This is a genomic window from Micromonospora sp. NPDC049301, assembly GCF_040678715.1.
Taxonomy (GTDB): Bacteria; Actinomycetota; Actinomycetes; order Mycobacteriales; family Micromonosporaceae; genus Micromonospora.
This window is the reverse complement of sequence record NZ_JBFAQO010000002.1, coordinates 299,106-324,075: the sequence shown is the minus strand read 5'-3', so window position 1 is coordinate 324,075 and position 24,970 is coordinate 299,106. Positions and strand designations below refer to the sequence as shown.

Sequence of the window (24,970 nt, the reverse complement as noted above, 5' to 3'; positions counted from 1 at the left end):
CCTCGGGACGGGTAGCTTGAGGCCCCAATGGCCGTTCGTGTTCGCCAATGTGGATTCTCGGTGGATCCCGATGTGTGATCACGACGCCGGACCTGCCTTCACCACCCTGACGGCCCTTGGGCGTAGCACCTCTTCATCCGCAGGAGGCACAGATGTCCCGTCCCCGATCCCAAGCCGAGTACCTGGCTCGGCTCGTACCGCCCTCCGTAGCCGGCATCAACCGACGCTCGCTGCTGGCCGGCGCGGCCGGCACCGGCGCACTGCTCGGCACCGGCCTGCTCGCCGGCTGCGGCGACGACTCCGGCGGGTCCGACTCGAAGGACGTGTCCCTCGGCTCGAACCAGTCCGACCCGAAACCGAAGGACGTCCTCGCCAAGGTCGCGGACGGTTTCAAGACCGAGTCCGGCGTTCAGGTCGCGGTGAACACGGTCGACCACAACACGTTCCAGGAGAACATCAACAACTACCTGCAGGGAAAGCCGGACGACGTCTTCACCTGGTTCGCCGGCTACCGGATGCGCTTCTTCGCGCAGAAGGGCCTGGCCAGCGACATCAGCGACGTGTGGGGCAAGCTCTCCGGCTACTCCGACGCCTTCAAGAAGGCGTCCACCGGGGACGACGGCAAGCAGTACTTCGTACCGGCGTCGTACTACCCGTGGGCGGTCTTCTACCGCAAGTCGGTCTGGCAGCAGCACGGCTACCAGCAGCCGAAGACACTCGACGACTTCACCACCCTCGCCGGCCAGATGAAGAAGGACGGCCTGACCCCGATCGCCTTCGCCGACAAGGACGGCTGGCCGGCGATGGGCACCTTCGACATCCTCAACCTGCGGATCAACGGCTACCAGTTCCACATCGACCTGATGGCCGGCAAGGAGGCCTGGACCTCCGACAAGGTCAAGAAGGTCTTCGACACCTGGGCCGGCCTGCTCCCCCTGCACCAGCCGGACAGCCTCGGCCGCACCTGGCAGGAGGCGGCGCAGTCGCTGCAGCAGAAGAAGAGCGGCATGTACCTGCTCGGTCTCTTCGTCGGCCAGCAGTTCAGCAACGAGGAGCAGAGCGACCTCGACTTCTTCACCTTCCCGGAGATCGACCCGTCGATCGGCGCCAAGGCCCTGGACGCGCCGATCGACGGCTACATGATGGCCCGCAAGCCCAAGAACGAGGCCAACGCCCGGAAGCTGATGGAGTACTTCGGCGGCAAGGCCGCCGCGGACATCACGGTCAAGAACGACCCGGCCACCCTCGTCGCCAACACCGGCGCCGACACCAGCGGCTACACCGCCCTGCAGAAGAAGGCGGCCGAGCTGGTCGGCTCGGCCACCGAGATCGCCCAGTTCCTCGACCGGGACACCCGGCCGGACTTCGCCTCGACGGTGATCATCCCGGCGCTCCAGCAGTTCATCAAGGACCCCAAGGACATCGGCGGGCTCACCTCGAGCATCGAGAACCAGAAGAAGTCGATCTTCACCGACTGACGGCGGAAGGGGGAGGACATCGTGTCCGACCTGCCCCTGATCCAAGCGGATCGCGCCGTGCCGCCGCCGGCCGCGACCACCCCCTCGGGTGGTCGTCGCCGGCGGCTACGGCTCCTGTCCCGCACCGACCGCGTGGTCATCACGCTGATGGTGCTCGTCCCGCTGCTGCTCGTCACCGGATTCGTCTGGCTGCCGGCGGCGGCCACCGTGCTGCTCTCGGGCACCAACTGGGACGGCATCGGCCCTCTGAACGAGATCGAGTTCGTCGGCGCCCGCAACTACAGCGACGTGGTGAACATCTACCCGCCGTTCGTGCCGGCGATCCAGCACAACCTGCTCTGGCTGGCGGTGCTGTTCCTGGTGGCCAGCCCGTTCGGCATGTTCCTGGCCGTCCTGCTGGACAAGGAGCTGCGTGGCAGCCGCTTCTACCAGACCGCTCTCTACCTGCCGGTGGTGCTCTCGCTGGCACTGATCGGTTTCGTCTGGCAGCTGCTCTACTCCCGCGACCAGGGTCTGATCAACGCCGTGTTCGGCAGCAACGTCGACTGGTACGGCGACTCGAACGTCAACATCTGGGCGGTCATGGTCGCCTCCGGCTGGCGGCACGTCGGCTACATCATGCTGCTCTACCTGGCCGGGCTGAAGGGCGTCGACCCGTCGCTGCGGGAGGCCGCCGCGGTGGACGGCGCCTCGGAGAGCAAGACGTTCTTCCGGGTGGTGTTCCCGGTGATGCGGCCGATCAACATCATCGTGCTGGTGGTGACGGTGATCGAGTCGCTGCGCGCGTTCGACCTGGTCTGGGTGGTCAACAAGGGCCGTAACGGGTTGGAGCTGATCTCCGCGCTGGTCACCCAGAACGTGGTGGGCGAGGCGAGCCGGATCGGGTTCGGCTCGGCGCTGGCGACCATCATGCTGGTCGTCTCGCTGGTCTTCATCGCCATCTACCTGGCGACCGTGATGAGGGAGAACCGGCAATGAGCAGCGCGACCGCGAGCCGGCGTACCGAGGGTGGGGTCGAGGCCCCGGCCCGTCGCAAGCTGACCCCGGCGCGGCTGCTGCTGCACGGCTTCCTCATCGCCGTCGCGCTGACCTGGCTCTTCCCGATCGCCTGGGCGGTGCTGACGTCACTGCGCTCCTACGAGTACACCGCCGCCAACGGCTACGTCTCGTTCGGCGGCTGGACCATCGACAATTACGTCACCGCCTGGCAGACCGCGGAGTTCGGCAAGCACTTCCTCAACTCGGTGTACATCACGGTGCCGGCCGTGCTGCTGACGCTCTTCCTCGCCTCCTGCGTGGCGTTCGTCATCGCCCGGTTCAGTTGGAAGCTCAACCTCGTGCTGCTCGGGGTGTTCACCGCGGCCAACCTGCTGCCCCAGCAGGCGCTGCTCATCCCACTGTTCCGGCTGTTCACCGAGGTGCCGCTGCCGGAGTTCATGAGCGACTCGGAGCTGCTCTACGACAGCTACTGGGGGCTGATCCTGATCAACGTGGCCTTCCAGTGCGGATTCTGCGTCTTCGTGCTCAGCAACTACATGAAGGCGCTGCCCCGCGACCTGTACGAGGCGGCGATGGTCGACGGGGCGAGCATCTGGCGGCAGTACTGGCAGGTCACCATGCCGCTGTGCCGGCCGGCCCTGGCCGCGCTGGCGACCCTGGAGGTGACCTGGATCTACAACGAGTTCTTCTGGGCCACCGTCCTGATGCGCACCGGCGACAAGTTCCCGGTGACCAGCTCGCTGAACAACCTGCGCGGCGAGTTCTTCACCGACAACAACCTGGTCTCGGCGGGCAGCGTGCTCGTCGCGATCCCCACTCTGGTGATCTTCTTTATGCTCCAGCGGCACTTCGTCCGGGGCCTGACCTTGGGAGCCTCCAAAGGATGACGATCCTGCACCTGCGCCGCGCGCGGACCAGCCTGGTGCTCGACGCGCGCGGCCCGGGGCTGCCCCGGGTCGCGCACTGGGGCGGCGACATCGGCGAGCTCGACGACGACGCCCTGCGTCAGCTCGTCGACGCGACCGTACCGCCGGTGGTGCCCAGCAGCTTCGACGAGCCCACCGTGCTCTCCCTGCTGCCGGAGCCGAGCGCCGGCTGGAGCGGCCGGCCGGGGCTGGCCGGGCACCGCGACGGCACCGGCTGGTCCACGGCGTTCCGTCTGGACGGCCTCGACGTCGACGCACCCGTCGACGAGGGCGCGGCACGGGTGACCGTGCGGGCCAGCGACCCGGCCGCAGGGCTCTCCCTGACCATCGAGATCGAGGTGGACCCGACCGGGTTGCTGCTGCTGCGCCACCGGCTGCGCAACGACGGCGACGACGCGTACGAGCTGCGTGAGCTGACCCCGGTGCTGCCGGTGCCGGCGGTCGCCACCGAACTGCTCGACCTGACCGGCCGGTGGTGCCGGGAACGCTCCCCACAGCGGCATTCGTGGCAGCAGGGCAGTTGGGTCCGGGAAGGCCGGCACGGGCGTACCGGGCACGACGCCACCCTGCTGCTGGTCGCCGGGACCGCCGGGTTCGGCTTCCGCCACGGCGAGGTCTGGGCGGTGCACACCGCGTGGAGCGGCGATCACGTCACCTTCGCCGAGCGCCGGCCCACCGGCGAGTCGACCCTCGGCGGCGGCGAGCTGCTGGCCCCCGGCGAGGTCCGGCTCGGCCCCGGCGAGTCGTACGCCACTCCCCTGCTCTACGCGGTCTGGTCCGACGCCGGGCTGGACGGGCTCAGCGACGTACTGCACACCCACCTGCGGGCCCGGCCCCGGCACCCACGCTCCGCCCGCCCGGTGACCCTCAACGTCTGGGAGGCGGTCTACTTCGACCACGACCTGGACCGGCTGCGGGCGCTCGCGGACCGGGCCGCCCAGATCGGCGTCGAACGGTTCGTGCTCGACGACGGCTGGTTCCGCGGTCGACGCGACGACACGGCCGGGCTGGGCGACTGGTTCGTTGACGACGGCGTGTGGCCGGACGGCCTGCAACCGTTGATCGACCACGTGACCGGCCGGGGCCTGGAGTTCGGCCTCTGGGTCGAGCCGGAGATGGTCAACCCCGACTCCGACCTGTTCCGCGCGCACGCCGACTGGCTGCTCGCCGTGCCGGGGCGCCTACCGCCGCTCTGGCGTAATCAGCAGGTGCTCGACCTGGGCCGCCCGGAGGCGTACGACTACCTGCTGGAACGGCTCGACAAGCTGCTCACCGAGCACCCCGGCATCAGCTACCTCAAGTGGGACCACAACCGGGACCTCACCGAGGCCGGGCACCACGGCCGCCCCGGGGTGCACGGTCAGACCCTGGCGGTCTACCGGCTCCTCGACGAGCTGCGCCGCCGCCACCCCGGCGTGGAGATCGAGAGCTGCGCGTCCGGCGGCGCCCGGGTGGACCTGGGCATCCTGGCGCGCACCGACCGGGTCTGGGCCAGCGACTGCAACGACGCCCTGGAACGGCTCAGCATCCAGCGCTGGACCGGGCTGCTGCTGCCACCGGAGCTGATCGGCACGCACGTCGGACCGGAACGCTCGCACACCACCAACCGGGTCCACGACCTCGGTTTCCGGGCAGCCACCGCACTCTTCGGTCACCACGGCATCGAGTGGGACATCGCGTCGATCAGCACCGCCGAGCAGACCGAGCTGGCCGCCTGGGTCGCGCTGCACAAGCGGCTGCGTCCGCTGCTGCACGCCGGTCGGGTGGTCCGGGTCGACCATCCGGACCCGGCCGTCTGGGCGCACGGCGTGGTCGACCACGACGGCACCCGAGCGGTGTACGCGGTGGCACGGCTGACGACGTCGGTGGCACAGTCCCCGGGCGCGGTCCGGTTGCCCGGCCTGGACCCGGGCCGGCGTTACCTGGTGCGGCCGGTGTCGGACGTGCCGGCCCCGGCGACCATCGACCGGTCCGCGCCGGCCTGGCTGGCCGGCGGTGTCACGCTCAGCGGGGCGGCACTGGCCCGGGTGGGGGTGCAGATGCCCGCCCTGCACCCGGAGCAGAGCCTGGTGCTGGAGGTCACCGCCGTCGAGTGACCGCTCGGGAAAAGAATCCGGGAAATCTTCTCCCGGGGTGTCGAGAACCGCGTCGCCTGCCTCTACCTCAGGGTGAGAGCACCGACGATGGTGCGCAGGCCTGAGGAGCGAAACCATGAAGTACATGCTGCTGATGCAGTTCAGCGCCGCCGGGACCGACTTCCCGCCCATCGACACCTGGACCCCGGAGGAGATCCAGGCGCACCTCGCGTTCATGGGCGAGGTCAACGGCAAGCTCACCGCCGCCGGGGAGTGGGTCGACGGGCAGGGCCTCGGCGGCCCGCAGCAGGCGCGGATCGTCCGCGCCGGTGAGGGCAGCGCGCCGGTGGTCACCGAGGGGCCGTTCGCCGAGACGAAGGAGTTCCTCGCCGGCTTCTGGATCGTCGACTGCGACAGCCCGGAGCGTGCGGTGGAGCTGGCCGCGTACATCTCCACCGCGCCCGGCCCCGGCGGCCGGCCGCTGAACATGCCGATCGAGGTGCACCCGGTCATGTCCGCCCCATCCCAGGAGCTGTGAGGGCTGACCGCCACCGATCCCCGCATCGAGGACCTGCTGCGCGAGCTGGCGCCGCAGGTCCTCGGCGTGCTCGCGCGCCGGTTCGGTGACTTCGCCACCGCCGAGGACGCGGTGCAGGAGGCGCTGCTGGCCGCCGCCACCCAGTGGCCGGTGGAGGGGCTGCCGGCGAACCCGCGCGGCTGGCTGATCCAGGTGGGCTACCGCCGGATGATCGAGCTGGTCCGCGGCGAGCAGGCGCGGCGCCGCCGCGAGGATCTGGTCGCCCGCCGGGACCCGGACGACCGACAGTACGCGCCCGCGGCGGACGAGGAGCTGACCGCCGAGCGGGACGACGCCCTGGTCCTGCTCTTCCTCTGCTGCCACCCGGCGCTCAGCCCGGCGTCGGCCGTCGCGCTGACGCTGCGCGCGGTCGGTGGGCTGAGCACCGCCGAGATCGGCCGCGCGTTCCTGGTGCCCGAGGCGACCATGGCGCAGCGCATCAGCCGGGCCAAGCAGCGCATCCGCTCCTCCGGCCTGCCGTTCCGGATGCCGGAGCCGGCGGAGCGGCCCGACCGGTTGGCCGCCGTACGGCAGGTGCTCTACCTGATCTTCACCGAGGGGCACACCAGCACCGCCGGCCCGGACCTGCGCCGCGTCGACCTGGCGGCGGAGGCGATCCGGCTGACCCGCGCGCTGCACGCGCTGCTGCCCGGCGACAGCGAGTCGGCCGGGTTGCTGGCGTTGATGCTGCTCACCGAGGCGCGCAGCCCGGCGCGGACCGGGCCGTCCGGTGAGCTGATCTCGTTGGCCGATCAGGACCGCACCCTCTGGGACGCGGCGGCGATCGCTGAGGGCGTCGCCCTCGTCACCCGGGCGCTGCCGCGCGGGCCGGTCGGCCCGTACCAGGTGCAGGCCGCCATCGCCGCGTTGCACGACGAGGCGCCGAGCACCGGGGCGACCGACTGGCCGCAGATCCTGGCGCTCTACGGGGTGCTGGAACAGCTCTCCGCCAGCCCGGTGGTGGCGCTCAACCGGGCCGTGGCGACCGCCATGGTGCACGGGCCGGCAGCCGGCCTGGCCGCTCTCGACGCGCTGGCCGAGGACCCGCGGTTGACCGGACACCACCGGCTCTCCGCCGCCCGGGCGCACCTGCACGAGATGGCCGGCGAGCGGTCGCTGGCGATCGCCGAGTACCGGGCCGCCGCCGGGCGGACGAGCAGCCTGCCGGAGCAGCGCTACCTCCTGATGCGGGCGGCCCGGCTCGCCGCCGAACCCGGACCGACCACCGCCTAGGCCGCACCCACCACCGGGCGGGCGAGGCTCGCACGTCGCGGATCGCCAGAGCCCCGAGCAGCGGCGGCGGCGCTAGCCTGACCAGCGATGAATTTCCCGCCGAGCAATCAGGACTGAGGACCGCATGGCGTACGTGCTGCTGGGGATCGCCATCGCCGCCGAGGTGCTGGCGACCAGCCTGCTCAAGACCACCGCAGGGTTCAGCCGGCTCGGCCCGACGGTCGCCTGCCTCGGCGGGTACCTGCTGGCGTTCATTCTGCTGGCCCAGGCGGTGAAGGAGATCCCGGTGGGCGTGGCGTACGCCCTCTGGTCGGGTCTGGGCACGGCAACCATCGTCGCGATCGGGGCGGTCTTCCTGGACGAGCCGCTCGGGCTGGCCAAGCTCGCCGGCATCGCGCTGATCATCGCGGGCGTGGTCATCGTGAACCTCGTCGGCGAGCACTGACCACGACAGGTGGCCGGGCCCGGTACGGACCACGGGCCTGGCCACCTGCGCGTCGGTCAGCTCGCGGTGCAGCTCACCTCCGGCCTGGCGTTGCTGCCCGTCCAGCCGCCGATGAAGCCGAAGCTGGCGCTGGCGCCCGCGGCCAGCCGCCCGTTGTAGTCCACGTTGCGGGCGGTCACCGTAGCTCCGCTGCTGGTCAGCGCCGCGTTCCAGGACTGGCTGACGCTCTGGCCGTTGGCGAAGGTCCACCGGGTGCTCCAACCGGTGATCGCGGTCGCGCCGGCGGTCACCCGCACCTCACCCTGGAAGCCGCCCTGCCACTGGTTGACGACCGTGTACGTCGCCGTGCACCCACCGGCCGGCGGGGGCGTGGTCGGGGGTGGAGTCGTCGGCGGCGGAGTGGTGGGCGGTGGCGTGGTCGGCGGCGGAGTACCGCCGAAGACGCTGGCCTCCCGGGCGGTCTGCCGGATGCCGTTGGCGCCGTTGAAGATCCGCTGGCCCCAACTGGTCAGGCTGGCCGGGTTGAAGGCGGTGGCCATGTCGAGATACTCCACGCCACCGCCGTTGCCACTCCACGACCAGCCCAGCCAGCCGATCCCGTTGGCCTGGCTGTAGGCGAGAATCGTGTCCTCGTCCGGGTCGCCGTCGGAGTGGTTGAAGCCGAACTCGCCCACCACGATGGGCAACCCCGCCGCGCGGAACCGCCCCAGATAGTCGGTGATCTCCGCAGCGGTGTCGAAGACCCCGTACATGTGGATGGAGAAGACGGTGTTGCGGGCCGGGTCGGCGGCGAAGACCGAGGCGGCGTTGTCGCGCATGGTGAACGACCAGTCCTGCCCCCAGTTCGGCGCGTCCACCATGATGGTGTGGGTCAGCCCGCCGCCTCGCAGCCGCGCGATCGCGTTGGCGTTGTCGGTGGCCCAGGAGGCGTAGTTCTGGTTGCCGTACGGCTCGTTGCCGATGTTGACGATGACGTACTTCTCCTGCCCGGCGAGGACGTCGGCCAGGCTGAGCCAGTAGTCGACGGCCCGGGCGAGGGTGACCGCGCCGCTCTGTTCGCCGTACCCGGTGGTGTCGTGCACCTCCAGCACGCAGATCAGCCGGTTGGCCTTGCACAGCGAGATGACGTTGGCGACGTCGGCGTTGGTGTTGCGGGTCCACCGGTCGCCGCTGGAGAGCACGACCCGGACGCTGTTCGCGCCGAGGGCCTTCACGTTGGCGAACGAGCTGGTCTGCTGCGGGTACCAGGTGTGCGCGTGGTTGACCCCGCGCATGATGAATTCGGTGCCGTTGGCGTCGTACAACTTGCCGCCCGCGACGGTGAAACCGGCCGCGGCCTGCGCCGGCTGGCCGAACGCCAGCACGGCGACGAGCAGCGCGAGCAGGGCCGCGCCGGCGGCGGAGAGTCGAGTCTTCATGGCCTTCCTCAGGGAGGACCCCCGGTGCCCGACAGGGGTGGGACGTGACAGGGAAAGGCGGCTGCAGCCCGACAGCCGCCGCCCGGATCCCGGCGGCGCACGCATCAGCGTAGGGCGATGGATCGATGGGCGCAACCGGTTCAGTGGCCCAGCCCCTGGCTGCGGACAGCCGTGACGGCCCACGCGAAGGCGGGCCGTCACGGGGCGGTCATCCCCACCACAGGATGTGCGCCACACCGGGACTCTTAACCGGTTAAGAGCGACCGTAGGCAGCTCGCCGTCATCCGTCAAGGACCGTCCGCCCGAACCGGACGGGAGGGTTGACGGCTGCTGACCTGGGTATCCCGGGACGATCCGTGGGCGGAAGGAGAAACCAGAATGGTCAGCGTCGGCTACACCCTGCTGTGCGAGCAGGCCGGTCCGAAGCAACTGGTCGACCATGCGGTACGGGCCGAGGCGGCCGGCTTCGACCAGCTGGTGATCTCCGATCACTACTACCCCTGGCTGGACGCCCAGGGCCACTCCCCGTACGCCTGGTCGGTGCTGGGCGCGGTCGCCCACGCCACCTCCCGGGCGGAGCTGATGTCCTTCGTGACCTGCCCGATCCGCCGCTACCACCCCGCCGTGGTCGCGCAGAAGGCCAGCACCATCGGAGCGCTCTCGGACGGCCGGTTCACCCTCGGTCTCGGCGCCGGCGAGAACCTCAACGAGCACGTGGTCGGCGGTTGGCCACACGTGCAGCAGCGGCACGAGATGTTCGAGGAGGCCCTGCAGATCATCCGGCCGTTGCTCAACGGCGAGTCGCTCACCTTCTCCGGCAACCACTTCGACGTGCCCGACGCCTACGTGTGGGACCGGCCGGACCAGCCGGTGTCGATGGCCGTCGCCGCCTCCGGCCGACAGTCCGCCACCCTGGCCGCCGAGTACGCCAACGGCATCATCGCCACCGAGCCCGACCGGCACATCATCGAGATGTACGACGACGCCGGCGGCGCCGGCCAGCCCCGCTACGGCCAGGTGGCCATCTGCTACGGCCCGGACGAGGCGGAGTGCCGCAAGATCGTGCACGACCAGTTCCGCTGGTTCGGGCTGGGCTGGAAGGTCAACGCCGAACTGCCCGGCCCGGACTCCTTCGCCGCCGCAACCCAGTTCGTCCGGGAGGAGGACGTCGCCGAGGGCATCTCCTGCGGCCCGGACGTGGACGCGCACGTCGAGGCGTTCCGGAAGTTCGTCGACGCCGGCTTCACCCACGTGGCGATCGTGCAGGTCGGCGGGGAGACCCAGCCGATGTTCCTGGACTGGGCGCAGGAGCAACTGCTCCCCCGCCTGCGCGAACTGTGAGGCTCAGCCCCGCCGGGCGGTTCAGCCTCGCCGAGCTGCGGCTGGCGCGGGCCGCGCCCCGACCTGCCGCCGGGCTGACCAGCGAGTGGCGGCTGGTCGACGGGCTGCGCACACACACCCGGCGCAGCGCGGATCCCGAGACCGGGGCGTCGCCGGTCGTGCTGGTGCACGGCCTGGCGGTCTCGCACCGCTACCTCACGCCGCTGGCCGTCGCGCTCGCCGCCACCCATCCGGTGTACGTGCCGGACCTGCCCGGCTTCGGCCTGACCGAGCGCCCCCGGCGCGCGTACGACGTGCGCGGGCACGCCGACCACCTGGCCGCCTGGCTGGCCGCGTACCGGCTGCCGCCGGTCTGCCTGCTCGGGCACTCGTTCGGCGCCGAGGTCGCCGCCGCGCTCGCCGCGGCCCACCCGGAGCTGGTCCGTGCGGTGGTGCTGGCCGGGCCGACCAGCGACCCGGCCGCCCGGTCCCGGCGGGGCCAGTTCGGCCGGTGGCTGGTGGACGCCCTGCGCGAGGCGCCGTTGCAGGCGCCGATCCTGGCCCGCGACGTCTGGGACGCCCGGCCCTGGCGGGTGCTCGCGGCCCTGTCGCACTCGGTCCGCAACGCCATCGAGGCGGACCTGGTCCGGATCACCGCTCCCACCCTGGTGGTCACCGGCGGGCGGGACCCGGTGGTGCCGGCAGCCTGGCGGGACCAGGTGGCCCGGCTGGTCGCCGACGCCCGCCCGGTGGCCGTGCCCGGCGCCGCCCACAACGTGGCCACCACCGCCCCGACGGCGGTCGCCGACGCGATCCGCCAGCTCCTCTCCCCGACCCTGACGAGAAGGTGACCTGATGCGCTTCGGAAACGTGGAGATCCGTCCGCTCGGCGGTGGCCTCGGCTGCCTCCTGATGATCCTCTTCTCGATCGTGGCCTCGATCGTGCTGACCGTCCTGGTCAACCTGGTCCTCTGAGCGAGACTGGGAGCGGTCAGGCCGGGTCGAGGTCCAGCTCGGCGACGACCGGGTAGTGGTCGGAGGCGGTTGCGGCGTCCCCGTCGCGGACCACCCGGACGTTCCGGGTCCGCGCCGCCACCGGTGGACTGCCGAAGAGGTAGTCCAGCCGCATCCCCGCGAACTCGGCCCCGCCGAGCCGGGTGGGCACGGTGCGGCCGTCGGCCTCCGGCGCCCCGGCGGCGCGGGAGAGCCAGAGGTCGACCATTCCGGCGGCCAGCAACCGGGCGACGGCGCGGGTGTCCACGTCGCCGTTGCCCCGGCGCAGGTGGCGCCGCCGGTAGAGGGCGGGCATTCCGGCCAGGCGCGCGGTGTGGTCGACGGTCGGCTCGAGCGAGTTGAGATCACCGGTGACCAGCGTCAGCGGCCCCTGCGCGCGTCGCAGCGCGGCCACCAGCCAGTCGACCTCCATCCGACGCCGTCCCCCGGAGTACGGACAGAGGTGGGTGCCGAGCACGGTCAGCGGGCCCGCCGAGGTGGCCACCACGACACGGGCGGCGGCGTGATGGAACGGCCGGCGCAGCGCCCCCGCGGCGACGACCGCGAGCGGCGGCCGGACCAGCACCGCCACCGGCTGCCCGAAGCAGGACCGGGCCAGGTGCGGTGCCATTCCCAGCCGGCCCGCCACCTCGGCCAGCAGCCCGCCGCGGTCGAAGCCGCTCAGCTCCTGAAGGGCCAGCACGTCCGGCGCCTGCGCGGTGACGACCCGGACCACCGCGTCCAACCGGTCGGGGCCGCCCCGGTCCCGGCCGCCGGTGCGGATGTTCCAGGTCATCACGCGCAGCACGGCGGCGCTCAGTCGGCCCGGCCCGCCCGGGCCAGCTCGTCGTCGAGGGTGTCCACGTCCTCCGACTCGATGCTCGGCCGGTTTCCCTCGCGTACGTCGGCGTTCGGCCGGACGACCAGGTAGAGCAGCCCGATCCAGAGTGCGGAGAGCAGGATCGCGCCCATGAAGTCGGTCGGGTGGTGCATCCCCCGGTACATCCGCGAGGTGGCCACCCCGACCGGCATGATCACCGCCAGCGCCACGAACACCCAGCGCCACCAGCGGTCGGTGCGGGGCAGCACGATGACGGCGATGGCGAGCCAGATGCAGATGGTCGCCGCGATGTGCCCGGACGGGAAGGACGAGGTGGGCATCTGCCCGTCCAGGTTCTCCACCGGTGGGCGTGGCCGGTCGACCGCGCGGGCGGAGGCGAGGAAGAGGGTCAGCTCGCCGACCATCGCCAGCGCCACGAACAGGACCGGCCGCCACCGCCGCCACACCGCCAGAACCAGCGGACAGAACACCAGCGAGATCAGCAGGATGGCGTGGGTGTCGCCGAACTTGCTCCACCACCAGCTGATCTCGGTCAGCGCCTCGGTGTGCCGGTCGGCGAACCAGCGTGGCACCTCGGTGTCGAGAGTGGCGAAGAAGGTGCCCTTCGCGTGGTAGCTGACGTACATGCCGAAGCCGTACAGCGCACCGAAGACCAACACCCAGCCGACCAGCAGCTCGGCCACCGCCGAGCGGGGGTGGGCCAGCACGTGCTGCTCGGCCGGCGCGGGGGCGATGTCGTGCCCGGCCTCCGGTTCCAGGCCCTCGGTCAGCGGCGGCACCGGGCGGCCCCGCTCACGCCGCCACAGCCGGAACGCGTACGCGGTGACGCCCAGCCAGGCGGCGCCGAGCAGCCAGCCGGCCAGCACGTCGGAGATGAAGTGCACGCCCAGCGCGATCCGGGTCAGGCCGATCAGCGCCACCAGCACGCCGACGCCGACGGTCGCCGGCTTGCGCCAGCGCGGCGCCATCGCCGGCAGGAACACCAGCAGCAACGCCCCGTACGCGACGAACGAGCCCAGCGCGTGCCCGCTTGGGAAGCTGTTGCCCGGCGCGCTGGCGATCGGCACGTCCACGACCGGGCGAAGTCGGCCGACCAGCGTCTTCAGGGACGGGTCGAGGATCAGCCCGCCGACCCCGGTGATGATCAGGTAGACGGCCAGCCGCGGCTGCCGCCGGATCAGCAACCCGACCACGGCGATGGTGACCAGCCAGATGAGGACCGGCCGGCCACCCAGGTCGGTCACCGCCTGGAGCACGGTGACCAGCGCGTGGTGCGGGGCGACGAGGTCGTTGAACCACTCGGCGACCGCGTGGTCGGCGTCCTGCAACGGGCTCCACCGCACCCGGACGAGCAACAACAGCAACCCGAAGGCCACGCCGGCGCCGGTGACCGCCACCAGACCGGCGATACTCCGCTCGGTGAAATGCCCGATCGGCCGCCGCGCCACATCTTTGACCGCGGTCACCCCGCACCTCCCTTGTCCACTGGCGAGGGCGCTTTACCCGATCGGCGCTGCGCGTACACGCGGATGGCGCTAGAGGGCGGTCATGTCGCCGGTGTCGAAGAGCTCGGCGCGGTCGGATTCAGGCTCCCACAGGTCCGGTTGGGCCGGCTCCTGCGCGCCGATACGCAGCGCCTCCAACTGGGCGGCGAAGGCCAGCCCGCCGAAGAGCGCCATGCCGGTGAGGTTGGCCCAGAGCAGCAGCGCCATCATCCCGGTCAGCGCGCCGTAGGTCTGCCCGAAGCCGTCGCTCAACCGCACGTACGCGGCGAGCAGCAGGCTGGCGAGCCACCACAGCGCCGTGGCGATGCCGGCGCCGAAGAACAGCCAGGACAGGCCGGGTTGCCTGCGGCGCGGCGCGTGCCGGAACAGCACCGCCACGGCGAGGACGGTCAGCCCGAGGCTTAGCGGGAAGCGGGCCACGTTCCAGATGCCGTCGGCGACGTCGCCCCACTCGTAGTGCTCGCGCACCGAGTCGCCCATCGCGCCGCCGCCCACCAGGATCAGGAAGCCGGCGAGGGCGGGCAGGCCGGCGGCGACCGCCAGCAAGGCGGCGCGAAGGTACTTCCACACCGCCGGGCGGTCCCGCTCCACGCCGTAGATCCGGTTGGCGCCCCGTTCGATCTGGGCCATCGTGGTGGTCAGCGCGACCAGTCCGGTGAGCAGACCGAGGGTGAGGGCCAGCTCGCCCGCCTCCTCGACGCGTTCACCCTCGCCGAGCAGCTCGGCCACCACCTGCTCGCTCTGGCCGGGGGTGAGCGCCAGCACGGTGTCGGCGACGACCCGGCCGCCCTCCTCGACGCCCAGCTCGCTGATCAGACCGGTGAGGGCGATCAGGAACGGCACCACGGCGAGGCAGAGTTGCAGCGCGAAGGCCCGGGAGTGGCTGAACCCGTCGCCGTAGCGGAACCGGATGAAGGCGTCCCGCAGCAGGTGCCAGCCGCCCTGGCGGCGCAGCGTGCGCCAGGCGTCGTCGGCGGAGAGCTCCTCGTCGGCCATCAGCCGGGTCTCCGGCACGATCCGGGTGCTACTCATGGCGCGCTTCCTCGATCAGCCGCTCGCCCCGCTTTCCGGCGCTCTGCGCGTCAACAGCCAGGTCGGGGGCGTCCTCGGGCTGTGGCACGCAGAGCCAGAGTGCCTGGGGCCGGACCACCGCCCGCAACTGCCGCCCCGGGGAGATGAGGTCGCCGTCCAGCTCCCGGGGCTGGGCCCGGTTGCTGGTGACCACCACGCGACGGCCGCGGAACACCTCCATCTGCGGCACCCGGCCGTTGCGGCGGATCACCGCCCAGCCGAGCGCGAGCCAGTGCCGCAGGTTGCGCGGGGTGAGCACCGCGACGTCGAGCCAGCCGTCGTCCGGCTCGGCCTCGGTGAGCAGCCGCACCCCGCCTTGGAGCCGGCCCACGTTGGCGATCAGCACCGAGCGGGCGCGGCGGCGCACCGGCGGTCGGTCGTCGATGCGGATCTGCACCCGCATCGGCCGGTCCCGCAGGTGCCGCGCGGCCCCCACCACGTACGCCGGCCAGCCGATCCGGGCCTTGGTGGTCTCGGAGGTGGCGGCGAGCATCTGGGCGTCGAAGCCCATGCCGGCCATCACCGTGAAGTATCTGTCCCCGACGGCGCCGACGTCGAGCAGCCGCCGGCCGCGCTCGATGGCGACCTGGATGCCGGCGGCCATGTCGGTGGAGAGGCCGAGGTTGGCGGCGAGCAGGTTGCCGGTGCCCTGGGGCAGCACGGCGAGCGCCACGTCGGTGCCGACCAGCCCGCTGACGCAGGACATCACCGTGCCGTCGCCGCCGCAGGCGAAGACCAGGTCGACACCGGCCTTGACGGCCTGCTCGGTCTGGCCCCGGCCCGGGTCGTCAACGGTGGTCTCGAACCACTGCGGCTCGGGCCAGCCGGCGGCGGCCAGGGCGTCGTTGACGGTGCGGCGCAGCTCGTCGAGATCGTCGACCTTCACCGGGTTGACCACCACGGCGGAGCGCAGCCCGCCGTCGCCGCCCGAGGGTCGCCTGTCCTGTCCAGGATCCACGGCGCCAGTGTGCAGCACGGAGGCGGCTTCAGCGAGCCCGCGAGCGGCCGGCGTCGGAAGTGCCACAGACAGGTTTCAACGCGACCGCCACCGCTTCGCCACGGCGTACGTCTCAGGCCGCCGTGCGCAGCGCGCTCTCCACCCGGCGGCGCAGGTCGTCGAGGTCGGCCCCGGCCTCGGTGAGCACCAGCGCGCCCAGCCCCTGCCCCTCTCGAAGCACTCCGAGCAGGATGTGTTCGGTGCCGATGTGGCGGTGGCGCAGTCGCAGCGCCTCCCGCAGCGACAGCTCCAACGCCTTCTTCGAGCGGGGCGAGAACGGGCCGCCCAGGAACCGGCGGCGGCCCCAGCGGCGGCGCGGCGCCGGCACGGCCTCGCGCAGCGCGTCCGGGCCGAAGGACTGCTCGATGCGGGCCACGATCGCGGCCAGGTCGATGCCGATCTCCCGCAGCGCCGCCGCGTCCGCGTCGCCGAGGCCGGCGCCGCCGCTGGCGGTGTGCCGGCGGATCCGCTCGCGCAGGTCGTCGGCGCGCACCCCGGCGTCGGCCAGCACCCGGCTGGCCAGACCCGCCTCGTCGGCCGTCAGGGCGAGCAGCAGGTGCTCGGTGCCGACCGGGCGCTGGCCCTCGGCCCGCGCCTCCTCCAGCGCCCGCCGCACGACCCCGCGGGCCCGGTCGGTGAACCGTTCGAACATCACGCCTCCCAGGATTGATTGACCGCCGGTCGCCCGGCGTGCTTCTTGTGCACCGCCTGCCGGCTGACCTCGAGCGCGTCGGCGATCTCCTGCCAGGACCAGCCCTGTCGACGGGCGTTGTCCACCTGGACCACCTCGAGCCGCTCGAGCAGCCGGCGCAGCGCGCGGACGGCGCGCAGCCCGACCCGGGGGTCGGTGCTGCCGGCTGCCGCCGCGAGTTCCGTCGCCTGACTCATGCCGTCAACATACGTTGACAGCGCCACTCCTGTCAACCCCAGTTGACGAACCCGAGGGTGTTCGCGCCACCCGAACCGGCCCGCCGCCGTCAGCACCCGACTACCCTCGGTCAGGGAGAGCGTGGTCGTGCCGGGCGCGACGCCCGGGAGGTGATGTCGGATGGCCGCATCCGCCGATGCGGAGGTGCTCGTCGGCCTCGGCTCGGACCGCGACCTCCCGGTCGTCCAACAGGCCGCGCAGGAGGCCGCCGCGCACGGCCGGCCGCTGCACCTGCTGCACACCTTCGACTGGCACGCGGCCTTCGCCGCGGACTCCGTCGCCGCGCCCCGGGACCAGGCCGAGGATCTGATGTCGCGGGGCGCCCAACTGGCCCACGAGATCGAGCCAGGGCTGACCGTCCGCGGCGAGATCGTCGAGGGGGCCATGCTGCCCATCCTGATCCGTCGATCGGAAGCGGCATTCCTGCTCGCGGTCGCCGACAGCGGGATGGCCACCAGCGGCGAGTGCATCCCGTCCGAAACGCCCGCCGTGCAACTGGCCGCGCGGGCCGGCTGCCCGCTGCTGGTGGTCCGCCGCGGGCCGGTCCCGCAGGGTCCGGTGCTGGTCGGGGTGGACGGGTCGCCCAGCTCGAACCTCGCCCTGGAGTGGGCCTTCGAGAGCGCGGCCCGGCGCGGCACGCGACTGCTGGCGCTGCGGGTGGTGGAGACCGACGAGGACACCCACCTGGTCACCGGCCAGATGGCCGAGGTCTTCGCCCAGTTCTCCGCCCGTCGGACGGACGTGCCGGCCGAGTGCCGCGTCATCCGTGGCGACCCCGGGGAGGTGCTGGTCGACGTGTCCCGGTCTGCGCAGGTTGCGCTGGTCGCCGCCCGTGGGGACGAACCGGGGCGCGGGATGCTGGGCGCGGTCGCCCAGTCCCTGCTCTACCACTCCCCGGCCCCGGTGATCGTCGTCCGCGGGCTGGCCGAGGCTCCGTTCACCGGGCCCGACGCCCGCCCGGACCGGGACCAACGGCCCTGACCTCGGGGCGCAGGCGACGGCGAGGCTGGACGTCGGATGCCCCACTCCCCGACCTGCGAGAGGCTCAGCATCATGGACACCGCACTCGACCCGAACCGGTCCATCACCGACGACGAGCTGCGCCGCCTGCACGCCTACTGGCGCGCCGCGAACTACCTCACCGTCGGGCAGATCTACCTGCTGGGCAACCCGTTGCTGCGGGAACCGCTGACCCCCGACGACATCAAGCCGCGGCTGCTCGGCCACTGGGGCACCAGCCCCGGGCTCAACCTGATCTACGCCCACCTCAACCGGGTGATCGTCGCACGCGACCTGAACGCCATGCTGGTCACCGGCCCCGGGCACGGCGGCCCGGCCATCGTGGCCAACACCTGGCTGGAGGGCACCTGGTCGGAGCGCTACCACGACGTGGAGCGCGACGAGGCGGGGATGGCCCGGCTGTTCCGGCAGTTCTCCTTCCCCGGCGGCATCCCCAGCCACGTGGCCGCGGAGGTGCCGGGCTCGATCCACGAGGGCGGCGAGCTGGGGTACGCGCTGAGCCACGCCTACGGCGCCGCCTTCGACCACCCGGACCTGGTGGTGGCGTGCGTGATCGGCGACGGCGAGGCGGAGACCGGGCCGCTGGCCGGCAGTTGGCTCTCCAACGTCTTCCTCAACCCGGCGCGCGACGGCGCGGTGCTGCCCATCCTGCACCTCAACGGCTACAAGATCGCGAGCCCGACCGTACTGGCCCGGATCCCCGAGTCGGACCTGCTCGACATCCTGCGCGGCTCCGGCTACCAGCCGTACGTGGTGGCCGGCGACGACCCGGCCCAGGTGCACCGCACGCTCGCCGCGACGCTGGACCGGGCGCTGGACCAGATCGCGGCGATCCAGCGCCGGGCGCGCTCCGGCGGCGTCGTCGAGCGCCCCCGCTGGCCGATGATCGTCCTGCGGACGCCGAAGGGCTGGACCGGCCCGCGCGACGTCGACGGCAAGCAGGTGGAGGGCACCTACCGCGCCCACCAGGTGCCGCTGTCGCAGGTGCGGACCAATCCCGCGCACCTGGCCGAGCTGGAGCACTGGCTGCGCAGCTACCGGCCGGAGGAGCTTTTCGACGCCACCGGCGCGCCCGTGGACGAGCTGCGAACACTGCCGCCCCGCGGCGACCGGCGGATGAGCGCCAACCCGGTCACCAACGGTGGGGTGGTGCTCCGCGACCTGGCCCTGCCCGACTTCCGCGAGTACGGCGTCGACGTCCCCCGGCCGGGCGAGCCGATGGCCGGCGCGACCGGGGTGCTCGGCCCGTGGATCCGGGATGTCATCGCCGCCAACCCGCAGACGTTCCGGCTGTTCGGCCCGGACGAGGTCGCCTCCAACCGGCTGGACGCCGCCTTCGAGGTGACCGACCGGGCCTGGGTGGCCGCCACGGTGCCCGGCGACGACCACCTCTCCCCCGACGGCCGGATCATGGAGGTGCTCTCCGAGCACCTGTGCCAGGGCTGGCTGGAGGGCTACCTGCTGACCGGCCGGCACGGCGTGTTCACCAGCTACGAGGCGTTCATCCACATCGTCGACTCGATGCTCAACCAGCACGCCAAGTGGCTGAAGGTCACCCGGGGCATCCCCTGGCGGCAACCGCTCGCGTCGCTGAACTACCTGCTCTCCAGTCACGTCTGGCGGCAGGACCACAACGGCTTCTCCCACCAGGACCCGGGCTTCATCGACCACGTGGTCAACAAGAAGGCCGAGGTGGTACGGGTCTACCTGCCGCCGGACGCCAACACCCTGCTCGCCACGATGGACCACTGCCTGCGCAGCCGGCACTACATCAACGTGGTGGTGGCCGGGAAGCAGCCGGCGCCGAACTGGATGTCGATGACCGAGGCGATCCAGCACACCCGGCGCGGCGTGGGCATCTGGGAGTGGGCCAGCAACGACGGCGGCAGCGAGCCGGACGTGGTGCTCGCCTGCTGCGGGGACGTGCCCACGCTGGAGGCGCTGGCCGCCGCCGACCTGCTGCGCCGGCACCTGCCGGACGTGCGGGTACGGCTGGTCAACGTGGTGGACCTGATGCGGCTCCAGCCGCCCACCGAGCACCCGCACGGCCTGCCGGACAACGAGTTCGACACCATCTTCACCGCGAACCGGCCGATCATCTTCGCGTACCACGGCTATCCGTGGCTGATCCACCGACTCACCTACCGCCGTACCAACCACGACAACCTGCACGTGCGCGGCTACAAGGAGGAGGGCACCACCACGACCCCGTTCGACATGGTGATGCTCAACGACCTGGACCGCTTCCACCTGGTCATCGACGTCATCGACCGGGTGCCCGGGCTGGCCGCCCGCGCCGCGCACCTGCGCCAGCAGATGGTCGACGCCCGGCAGTCGGCCCGCGACTACACCCGCCGGTACGGCGAGGACGACCCACAGGTCGCGGAGTGGCGCTGGGTCCGCGAGACCGACCCCACCAACCGCTGAGGAGGACGACGTGCGTGACGCGGAGATTCTGGTCGGCTACGACGGCTCCACCGACGCGTCGGTGGCCCTGGACTGGGCGCTGGACGAGGCCCGGCACAGCGGCCAGCCGGTGCGGCTGGCGTACGTCTTCGAGTGGCTGACCGTGGCCGGCTGGGTCGGCCCGGGCATGGCGCCCGGCGTCTGGCCGGACGACACCGCCCGCCGGCAGGTGGAGGACCTGGTCCGGGATGCGGCGGCGCAGGCGGCCGCCACGCATTCCGGGCTCACCGTCACCGGCCAGGTGTACGACGGCCCGCCCGCCCTGGTGTTGCAGGAACGGTCGGCCGAGGCTGGCCTGCTGGTGCTGGGCAGCCGCGGCCACGGCGGGTTCGGGGGGCTGCTCGCCGGGTCGACGGCGGTGGCGGTCGCCGCGCACGCCCACTGCCCGGTCGTGGTGGTCCGCGACGGCGCCCGCAACACACCGGACGGACCGGTGGCGGTCGGCGTGGACGGCTCCGAGCCGTCGCTGGTGGCGCTCGGCTTCGCCGCCGAACGCGCGGCCCAGCGGCGGGTGCCCCTGCGCGTCCTGCGGGCCTGGACGCCCGGCCCGGGCGGGGCGGCCGGGGTGCCGGACGAGCGGGCGGCGGTGGAGGAGACGCTGAAGCCGTGGCGGCGGACGTTCCCCGAACTGGCCATGACCGTCGACCTGGTACCGGGCAGCCCGGCGGCCACGCTGATCGAGGCCAGCAGCGAGGCGCGGCTGGTGGTGGTCGGCAGCCGGGGCCGGGGTGGGCTGGCCGGCATGCTGCTGGGCTCGGTCAGCCAGCAGCTCATCCAGCACGCCCACTGCCCGGTCGCCGTGGTCCGGGAACGCTGACGCCGCAGATGGTGCTGCGGATCGGGTACGGCCAGCCGGGTCGCCCGACCCCCCGCCGTTCCCTCGACGAGGTGCTGGACCTGCCGGTGGTGCCGGCCTGAGCCGGCACCACCACCCCCGCTCGACGAACCCGTTCACGCGGCGAGCAGCGCCGCCTCCCGCGCCGGGTCCAGCCCCACCGTCACCCGGCGCGGCTTGCCGGCGCGGGGTGGCACCGACCCCACCGCCTCCAGCCAGCGCCAGGTGTCGGCCACGGTGTCGGCCACCGGGCGGCAGGTCAGCCCCGCCGCGTACGCCTTCTGCACGCCGCGCTCCTGCAACCACCGGAACTCGTGCCGCGGCGGAATCCAGATCGGCAGGTCGTTCCAGGGGACGATGCCTGCGGCGAGGATCGGTGCCGGATCCGTCCAGCGCAGCGTGGCGCCGGAGCCGGTCACCTCGACGACCGAGTCCAGCAACTCACCCATGGTGGTGTGCCCCGGTTGGCTGATCACGTTGAACGCGCCGCCGACCCCCTCGACGGCCCGGTCCAGTGTCCACCCGACCAGGTCCCGCACGTCGATGTACTGCACGGGCAGGTCCACCGGGCCGGGCGCGAGCACGTCACCGCCCCGGGCCACCCGCTGCAACCACCAGGGCAGCCGGCCGACGTCCTCGCCCGGCCCGAGGATCAACCCGGCGCGCACCAGCAGCGCCCGCTCGCCGTAGACCTCCGTCGCCGCCAACTCCCCGCCCGCCTTGCACTCGGCGTACTCCCCGTCGGAGGCATCGGCGCTCGCGTCCACGGTGGGCGCGTCCTCGCCCATGTGCGCCGGTGCCGGCGGGACGTAGACCGAGCCGCTGGAGATGTAGGCGTAGTGCGGGACCGCGGCGACCAGGGTGCGGGCCGCGGCCCGCACCGCCCGTGGGGCGCCGTCCCAGGTGTCGACCACCAGATCCCACTCGCCGCCCGCCAGCGCCGCCAGGCCGCCCGGCGCGGTCCGGTCACCCCGCAGCCGGTGTACGCCCGGCGGCGTCGACCCGTGCAGCCCCCGGTTGAACACCGTCACCGACCAGCCCCGGCGCACCCCCTCGGCGACCGTCGCCCCGCCCACGAACCCCGTCCCGCCCAGCACCAGCAGTCTCATGTGTCCACCCTGCCGGGTGGCGGCCACGGGCGGCACCCGTGTTCACCGGTAGCGGATCTCCCCACAGCAGAACGGCGACGGCGCCCCTGATCAGGTGTCGGCGAGGAGGCGATCCAGCGGACGGGGGACGCGGGCCGGGTCGAGGGCCCGGACGAGCGCGCGAGCGTACCGGGCCTTGCGGCCGCTCATCGTGCCCATGAACCGGCGCAGTTGCCGCTCGACCGCCCGACCGCGCTGCGCGGGCTGGTTCTGGAAGACCCGGAATCTGGTCAGATCCTGTTCGGCCGCGATGACCCGCTCGACGCCCGTGCTGCCGAGCGCACGGATCAGCTCGTCCTCGAGGTCGGCGACGCACACGTGGAAGCCGAGCGCCTCCATCTCCGGCCGGGTCAGGTCGACGCCCATGCCGGCCTGCTCCAGACCGCGCCGGAAGAAGCTCTCCTCAGCCTCGTCGCAGAGCCCCCGCACGGTCAGGGCGAGCCCCTTCGCGCCGAGGATCCGCAGAAACCGGGCGACACCCATCGCGCCGCCGATTGGCAGGACACACACGCCCTCGGCGGCCAGATCACGGTCGCGCCGCTCGGCCAGCGCCTCGACCGCGCACCGGTCGCTGACCCCTTCGACGAGCACGACCGCCGTCAGGCCGTCGCCGGCCACCTGACGGGCCACTGTGGCCGCCGCCGCGGCGTCCGCGCCACCGGCGGCCCATGCGCCCACGGCGGCTCGGAAACGGTCGGGATCTCGCACGGACCAGAGTCTCGCAACGGCCGGTCCGGGATCGCCACCCTATTGTCGGCGCACGGCGTGCGCCACGGTGGCCGATACGGGGACGGCCCGTTACCGAACGTGCGGTAACGAGCCGTTTCACCTGGTGGGCGATACTGGGTTTGAACCAGTGACCTCTTCCGTGTCAAGGAAGCGCGCTCCCACTGCGCCAATCGCCCGTGGTGACCGCCCGAACCGGCGGCCAGGCCCGTGGGGCGGATCGCGAGCGGACGACGGGATTCGAACCCGCGACCCTCACCTTGGCAAGGTGATGCGCTACCAGCTGCGCTACGTCCGCACGTCCCCGGCGTGCGCCGGCGACGGGTGAACTCTACCCGATCGCAAGATCGCCCGACGCGCCACCCTGCGCGGTGGCGGTTGCGCTGGTCGGCGGTGGGGTACTGAAGGGCTCGACAGCACACCACATCCCCTTAAGGAGGCTGTCGTGGGTATCGGCACCAGCATCTTCCTGATCGCGGTCGGCGCGATCCTCACCTTCGCGCTGGACGCGAGCGTCGGCGGCATCAACCTCGACGTGGTCGGCTGGATCCTCATGGCGGCCGGCGTGCTCGGCCTGATCATGACCGCGGTGATCTGGGGTCGCCGCCGCGAGGTGGTCACCACCAGCGAGCAGCCGGTCGAGTACCGGCGGGTCGAGGAGCCGGTGGAGTACCGGCGGGTCGAGGAGCGGCGGGACATCGCACCGCCGCTGTGACACGACCACCGGCCGTCGCCGGTGGAGTCGCGGGATCAATCCCGACGGAGCGGCCGCCTCGGTCGAGGTGGCCGCTCCGTCGCATCACTGACCCCGGCGCGGCTCAGGCGGCAGGGCAGCCCAAGCGGCCGACCTCCGATGGGCACCCACCACGTTGGCCAGGACGTCTTCAGGTCGGTTCTGCAGGAGGACATCGACTGGCAACCGTTTCCGGGTTTCCGCCTACGGCCCGCCTCGCCGTCATGGTGGGCAAGCCGCCGGAGCCCGAGCCGTACGTGGTCCGGGTTAGGCTGCCCGCCGGCGAGAGGCTGATGCCGCACCGGCACCACGAGGACCGGGTCTACAGGGTCATCTCCGGTGTCTTCTACATCGGCCGTGGCGACGAGTTCGACGAGAACAAGCTGGAGGCGTACCCGCCGGGCGCCATCGTCGTGCTGCCGGGCGGAACCTCCCACTTCCACTGGGCGAAATCCGGCGAATACGTGACGCAAGTAACCGCGATCGGTCCGATTTCCTTGGATTACGTCGACTCCCGAAACGATCCGCGGAAGACCTGAGGCGTTTCCTACCTCTTGCCGCCGGCCCACACCGGACCCGTTCGCCCCTGGGCAGGAAACGAACGGCTCGTTACCGAATTCTCGGTAACGAGCCGTTTGACCTGTTCATATAGCTGGTGGGCGATACTGGGTTTGAACCAGTGACCTCTTCCGTGTCAAGGAAGCGCGCTCCCACTGCGCCAATCGCCCGTGCCTTGTTGCTGAGGTGGGGACGGGATTTGAACCCGCGTACACGGCTTTGCAGGCCGTTGCCTCGCCTCTCGGCCACCCCACCGAGGTTGCCCCCGTCATACGTGGCGGCAGCTCCGAGCGGACGACGGGATTCGAACCCGCGACCCTCACCTTGGCAAGGTGATGCGCTACCAGCTGCGCTACGTCCGCACGCCCCCGGCGTTCCCGGGTGACGGATGAGAACTTTAGCCGAGCCGGTGAACGACTGCCAACTCGGGGTCCACGTCGGCGCGTCCCTCCGCACCGCGCGGGGGTGATCGACTCCGGATCGCCGATCTCGGGGCGTCAGCCGCCGGGACACCGCGACATCGACGAGATCGAGTCGATCACCCCCGGCCGGCTTCCTAGGGGGCTGGTCTGATGCTCGACGGTCGGTCACACTCCGACATCGGCGGGCCGGGACCGCCATCGCCGGGTGCGGCGGCGACCGACGGGCGTCCGTGCGCACCGGTCGGTGCCGGCGGAG

The 24,970-nt window shown here is 72.1% G+C and carries 22 protein-coding genes, 5 tRNA genes and 2 pseudogenes; 14 read left to right on the top strand and 15 right to left on the bottom strand.

All coding sequences use genetic code 11. From position 1 onward, the window contains the following. Positions 1 to 152 precede the first annotated feature (152 nt). The 7 genes from AB0K07_RS07675 (at position 153) to AB0K07_RS07645 (ending at position 7,733) form a co-directional block, all read left to right on the top strand. The gene (locus AB0K07_RS07675) at positions 153 to 1,478 is read left to right on the top strand and encodes an ABC transporter substrate-binding protein (RefSeq protein WP_363751801.1); all 1,326 of its coding nucleotides are present in this window, start codon (positions 153 to 155) and stop codon (positions 1,476 to 1,478) included. Positions 1,479 to 1,499: 21 nt separating this feature from the next. Then, positions 1,500 to 2,456, top strand: a complete 957-nt coding sequence (locus AB0K07_RS07670; protein WP_363751799.1) for a sugar ABC transporter permease — start codon at positions 1,500 to 1,502, stop codon at positions 2,454 to 2,456. Then, positions 2,453 to 3,364 carry a carbohydrate ABC transporter permease gene (locus tag AB0K07_RS07665; RefSeq protein ID WP_363751797.1) on the top strand — a complete coding sequence of 304 codons (912 nt, stop codon included), beginning with the start codon at positions 2,453 to 2,455 and terminating at the stop codon, positions 3,362 to 3,364. The genes AB0K07_RS07670 and AB0K07_RS07665 overlap by 4 nt, the downstream gene beginning before the upstream one ends. Continuing rightward, positions 3,361 to 5,499, top strand: a complete 2,139-nt coding sequence (locus AB0K07_RS07660; RefSeq protein ID WP_363751795.1) for an alpha-galactosidase — start codon at positions 3,361 to 3,363, stop codon at positions 5,497 to 5,499. The genes AB0K07_RS07665 and AB0K07_RS07660 overlap by 4 nt, the downstream gene beginning before the upstream one ends. A 115-nt stretch (positions 5,500 to 5,614) precedes the next feature. Then, a complete protein-coding gene (locus AB0K07_RS07655) occupies positions 5,615 to 6,016 on the top strand; it encodes a YciI family protein (RefSeq protein WP_363751793.1) in 402 nt (133 codons plus the stop codon). 3 nt (positions 6,017 to 6,019) lie between these two features. Continuing rightward, on the top strand, positions 6,020 to 7,288 hold the full coding sequence (locus AB0K07_RS07650; RefSeq protein ID WP_363752770.1) for a sigma-70 family RNA polymerase sigma factor: 1,269 nt from the start codon (positions 6,020 to 6,022) through the stop codon (positions 7,286 to 7,288). Positions 7,289 to 7,379: 91 nt separating this feature from the next. Continuing rightward, positions 7,380 to 7,733 (top strand): multidrug efflux SMR transporter, encoded by a 354-nt coding sequence (locus AB0K07_RS07645; RefSeq protein ID WP_363752768.1) that lies wholly within the window; start codon positions 7,380 to 7,382, stop codon positions 7,731 to 7,733. A gap of 56 nt (positions 7,734 to 7,789) precedes the next feature. On the opposite strand, the gene AB0K07_RS07640 is transcribed toward AB0K07_RS07645, so the two are convergent. Continuing rightward, positions 7,790 to 9,151 (bottom strand): cellulase family glycosylhydrolase, encoded by a 1,362-nt coding sequence (locus AB0K07_RS07640; protein WP_363751791.1) that lies wholly within the window; start codon positions 9,149 to 9,151, stop codon positions 7,790 to 7,792. A gap of 378 nt (positions 9,152 to 9,529) precedes the next feature. Here AB0K07_RS07640 and AB0K07_RS07635 point away from each other — a divergent pair, with 378 nt between their 5' ends. Together AB0K07_RS07635 and AB0K07_RS07630 are read left to right on the top strand one after the other, a co-directional pair. Continuing rightward, positions 9,530 to 10,492: a TIGR03557 family F420-dependent LLM class oxidoreductase gene (locus AB0K07_RS07635; protein WP_363751789.1), complete on the top strand. Its 963-nt coding sequence runs from the start codon at positions 9,530 to 9,532 to the stop codon at positions 10,490 to 10,492. Further along, the gene (locus AB0K07_RS07630; protein WP_363751787.1) at positions 10,489 to 11,322 is read left to right on the top strand and encodes an alpha/beta fold hydrolase; all 834 of its coding nucleotides are present in this window, start codon (positions 10,489 to 10,491) and stop codon (positions 11,320 to 11,322) included. The genes AB0K07_RS07635 and AB0K07_RS07630 overlap by 4 nt, the downstream gene beginning before the upstream one ends. A 140-nt stretch (positions 11,323 to 11,462) precedes the next feature. Here the strand turns inward: AB0K07_RS07630 and AB0K07_RS07625 are convergent, their stop codons facing one another. From AB0K07_RS07625 to AB0K07_RS07595, 7 genes and pseudogenes are all read right to left on the bottom strand, one after another. After that, positions 11,463 to 12,272 (bottom strand): endonuclease/exonuclease/phosphatase family protein, encoded by an 810-nt coding sequence (locus AB0K07_RS07625; RefSeq protein WP_363751786.1) that lies wholly within the window; start codon positions 12,270 to 12,272, stop codon positions 11,463 to 11,465. An 8-nt stretch (positions 12,273 to 12,280) separates the two neighbouring features. After that, the gene (locus AB0K07_RS07620) at positions 12,281 to 13,771 is read right to left on the bottom strand and encodes a phosphatase PAP2 family protein (protein ID WP_363751784.1); all 1,491 of its coding nucleotides are present in this window, start codon (positions 13,769 to 13,771) and stop codon (positions 12,281 to 12,283) included. A 69-nt stretch (positions 13,772 to 13,840) separates the two neighbouring features. Next, positions 13,841 to 14,842, bottom strand: a complete 1,002-nt coding sequence (locus AB0K07_RS07615; RefSeq protein ID WP_363751782.1) for a YihY/virulence factor BrkB family protein — start codon at positions 14,840 to 14,842, stop codon at positions 13,841 to 13,843. Next, complete coding sequence (locus AB0K07_RS07610; RefSeq protein WP_363751780.1) at positions 14,835 to 15,839, bottom strand: diacylglycerol kinase family protein; 1,005 nt, start codon at positions 15,837 to 15,839, stop codon at positions 14,835 to 14,837. Before AB0K07_RS07610 ends, AB0K07_RS07615 begins: the two co-directional genes overlap by 8 nt. Positions 15,840 to 15,978: 139 nt before the next feature. Next, positions 15,979 to 16,158 (bottom strand): annotated as a pseudogene (locus AB0K07_RS07605) (Clp protease N-terminal domain-containing protein); the annotation flags it as partial. Between the two features lie 189 nt (positions 16,159 to 16,347). Then, a pseudogene (locus AB0K07_RS07600) lies at positions 16,348 to 16,530 on the bottom strand (Clp protease N-terminal domain-containing protein); the annotation flags it as partial. After that, positions 16,530 to 16,766 (bottom strand): HTH domain-containing protein, encoded by a 237-nt coding sequence (locus AB0K07_RS07595; RefSeq protein ID WP_074318164.1) that lies wholly within the window; start codon positions 16,764 to 16,766, stop codon positions 16,530 to 16,532. The pseudogene AB0K07_RS07600 and the gene AB0K07_RS07595, both read right to left, overlap by 1 nt. Before the next feature lie 160 nt (positions 16,767 to 16,926). On the opposite strand from AB0K07_RS07595, the gene AB0K07_RS07590 reads away from it, so the two are divergent. The 3 genes from AB0K07_RS07590 (at position 16,927) to AB0K07_RS07580 (ending at position 21,109) form a co-directional block, all read left to right on the top strand. Then, complete coding sequence (locus AB0K07_RS07590) at positions 16,927 to 17,787, top strand: universal stress protein (protein WP_363751778.1); 861 nt, start codon at positions 16,927 to 16,929, stop codon at positions 17,785 to 17,787. 72 nt (positions 17,788 to 17,859) lie between these two features. Beyond that, entirely contained in the window at positions 17,860 to 20,253 is a 2,394-nt protein-coding gene (locus tag AB0K07_RS07585; RefSeq protein ID WP_363751777.1) for a phosphoketolase family protein, read from the top strand. Between the two features lie 10 nt (positions 20,254 to 20,263). After that, on the top strand, positions 20,264 to 21,109 hold the full coding sequence (locus tag AB0K07_RS07580) for a universal stress protein (protein WP_363751776.1): 846 nt from the start codon (positions 20,264 to 20,266) through the stop codon (positions 21,107 to 21,109). A 134-nt stretch (positions 21,110 to 21,243) separates the two neighbouring features. Here AB0K07_RS07580 and AB0K07_RS07575 read toward each other — a convergent pair whose 3' ends face one another. The 4 genes from AB0K07_RS07575 to AB0K07_RS07560 all read right to left on the bottom strand — a co-directional run bounded on the left by AB0K07_RS07575 (position 21,244) and on the right by AB0K07_RS07560 (position 23,299). Next, positions 21,244 to 22,236 carry an NAD-dependent epimerase/dehydratase family protein gene (locus tag AB0K07_RS07575; RefSeq protein WP_363751775.1) on the bottom strand — a complete coding sequence of 331 codons (993 nt, stop codon included), beginning with the start codon at positions 22,234 to 22,236 and terminating at the stop codon, positions 21,244 to 21,246. A gap of 90 nt (positions 22,237 to 22,326) precedes the next feature. Continuing rightward, positions 22,327 to 22,983, bottom strand: coding sequence for an ATP-dependent endonuclease (locus AB0K07_RS07570; protein WP_363751774.1), 657 nt, complete (start codon positions 22,981 to 22,983; stop codon positions 22,327 to 22,329). Positions 22,984 to 23,105: 122 nt separating this feature from the next. Next, positions 23,106 to 23,180 (bottom strand) — tRNA-Val (locus tag AB0K07_RS07565). 46 nt (positions 23,181 to 23,226) lie between these two features. After that, positions 23,227 to 23,299 (bottom strand) — tRNA-Gly (locus AB0K07_RS07560). A gap of 147 nt (positions 23,300 to 23,446) precedes the next feature. Here AB0K07_RS07560 and AB0K07_RS07555 point away from each other — a divergent pair. After that, positions 23,447 to 23,716 carry a DUF6458 family protein gene (locus AB0K07_RS07555; protein ID WP_363751773.1) on the top strand — a complete coding sequence of 90 codons (270 nt, stop codon included), beginning with the start codon at positions 23,447 to 23,449 and terminating at the stop codon, positions 23,714 to 23,716. A 242-nt stretch (positions 23,717 to 23,958) separates the two neighbouring features. Further along, positions 23,959 to 24,273: a cupin domain-containing protein gene (locus AB0K07_RS07550; protein WP_363751772.1), complete on the top strand. Its 315-nt coding sequence runs from the start codon at positions 23,959 to 23,961 to the stop codon at positions 24,271 to 24,273. Between the two features lie 114 nt (positions 24,274 to 24,387). Here AB0K07_RS07550 and AB0K07_RS07545 read toward each other — a convergent pair. The 3 genes from AB0K07_RS07545 to AB0K07_RS07535 form a co-directional block, all read right to left on the bottom strand. Next, a tRNA-Val gene (locus AB0K07_RS07545) sits at positions 24,388 to 24,462 on the bottom strand. A gap of 14 nt (positions 24,463 to 24,476) precedes the next feature. Continuing rightward, positions 24,477 to 24,547: transfer RNA gene (locus AB0K07_RS07540), tRNA-Cys, on the bottom strand. Positions 24,548 to 24,581: 34 nt separating this feature from the next. Next, positions 24,582 to 24,654: transfer RNA gene (locus AB0K07_RS07535), tRNA-Gly, on the bottom strand. Positions 24,655 to 24,970 lie beyond the last annotated feature (316 nt).